The following is a 1385-nucleotide window of genomic DNA, read 5'->3' as shown; positions in this document are numbered from 1 at the left end:
AACATCGGAAATCAGGTGCCGGCAGGCTGCCGCAGCCGGATAATGGTTTTCAAGCCGTCGCCCTGCCCCGCCAAAAGACGCTCATAAGCGGCGGGAATATCGTCCAGGCCGATCTCGCGATCGATCAGGCTGATCAGTGGTCCGGACAGCTCCGCCAGCATCCCGATGGCGTCGGGCAGCTCATCGGCAAAGGCATGGCAGCCCAGCAGACCGATCTCGCGCTCGACCAGCATGTTGGGGTCGATGTCGAGGCGGCCGTGGAAAATGCCGACCAGCGCCACGGTGGCGCCGGAACCCAGAACACCCAGCAACTGGTTGAGCGCGGCGATGCTGCCGGTGGCCTCGACGGCCGCAAGCAGAGGCGCGTCGGCGGTGGCTTCGGCAATGGCCTCGCGGTCGAGATCGACGATGGTGGCGCCGGTCACCCGGGCGACACGCTCGCAGCGCGCCTTGTTGCGGTCGGCGATCAGCACCCTGCCCGGGAGCGTCCGCGACAGGAGCAGCGCCGCCAAGCCGCCGATGGTGCCGCAGCCCACGACAAGCACCGAACCCGCGGTCTTCGGCAGGCGCCGCACAGCATGCAGCGCGACGGCGAGCGGCTCGGCCATGGCCGCCACTCTTTCATCCAGCGCGGCGTCGATGAGATGCAGCAGGCGCGCCGGCAGCACCGTCTGCTCGGCAAAGCCGCCGTCGCATACTTCGCCGACGAAGCCCAGCGAGGCGCACAGATGCCGCCTGCCCGCGCGGCATTGCGCGCATTCCCCGCACCAGAAGCGGGAATCGGCGACCACCCGGTCACCCACGGCGACGGTGCCGACGCCCTCGCCGACCGCGACCACCGTGCCGGTCAGTTCATGGCCGGCCGTCGACGGCGCGCGGCTTATCCATTGGCCGGTGCGGAAATTGTGGAGGTCGGAACCGCAGATGCCGGCGGCGTCGACATTGAGCTTCACCCAGCCCGGCTCGGGAGGCCCTGGCGCGGCGATATTCTCGACGCGCAGGTCGCCGGGTCCATGCAGTCTGGCGGCCTTCATCGCCGTCAGGCGCCGAGATAGCGGTCGCGGATTTCCGAGACCGCGTTCTCGTGCGAGCTGAACCCCTCATAGCGGGCAAGCCTGCGGGCATGGCCGGCAAGCTCCGGATAGGCGGCCGAGGTCACATAACCGACCGACGAACGTTTCAGGAAATCCGTCACCGAAAGCGGCCCGTAAGTGCGCGCCCAGCGGCTGGTCGGCAGCACCGCATTCGGCCCGAGGACGAAATTGGCGAGCGTCACCGGCGTGTGCGGACCCATGAGGATCTCGGCCGCCTCGGTGATGTGGCCGAGATGCGCGAACGGCTCTCTGGACAGGATTTCGAGGTGCTCGGGCGCATAGTCGTTGATG

Annotated in this window: 2 protein-coding genes; both read right to left on the bottom strand. The window is 68.2% G+C overall.

Annotation, left to right across the window (positions count from 1 at the left end; translation table 11 throughout):
* Window positions 1–11: 11 nt before the first annotated feature.
* On the bottom strand, window positions 12–1034 hold the full coding sequence (locus EOA28_RS35740) for an alcohol dehydrogenase catalytic domain-containing protein (RefSeq protein WP_127250648.1): 1023 nt from the start codon (window positions 1032–1034) through the stop codon (window positions 12–14).
* A gap of 5 nt (window positions 1035–1039) precedes the next feature.
* A partial coding sequence (locus tag EOA28_RS35735; RefSeq protein WP_189342382.1) for a histidinol dehydrogenase occupies window positions 1040–1385 on the bottom strand: 346 nt, incomplete at its 5' end.

It is taken from the genome of Mesorhizobium sp. M2A.F.Ca.ET.067.02.1.1 (assembly GCF_004023285.1).
GTDB lineage: Bacteria > Pseudomonadota > Alphaproteobacteria > Rhizobiales > Rhizobiaceae > Mesorhizobium.
The sequence above is the reverse complement of the archived record's forward strand: the minus strand, read 5'-3'. Positions and strand labels throughout refer to the sequence as shown.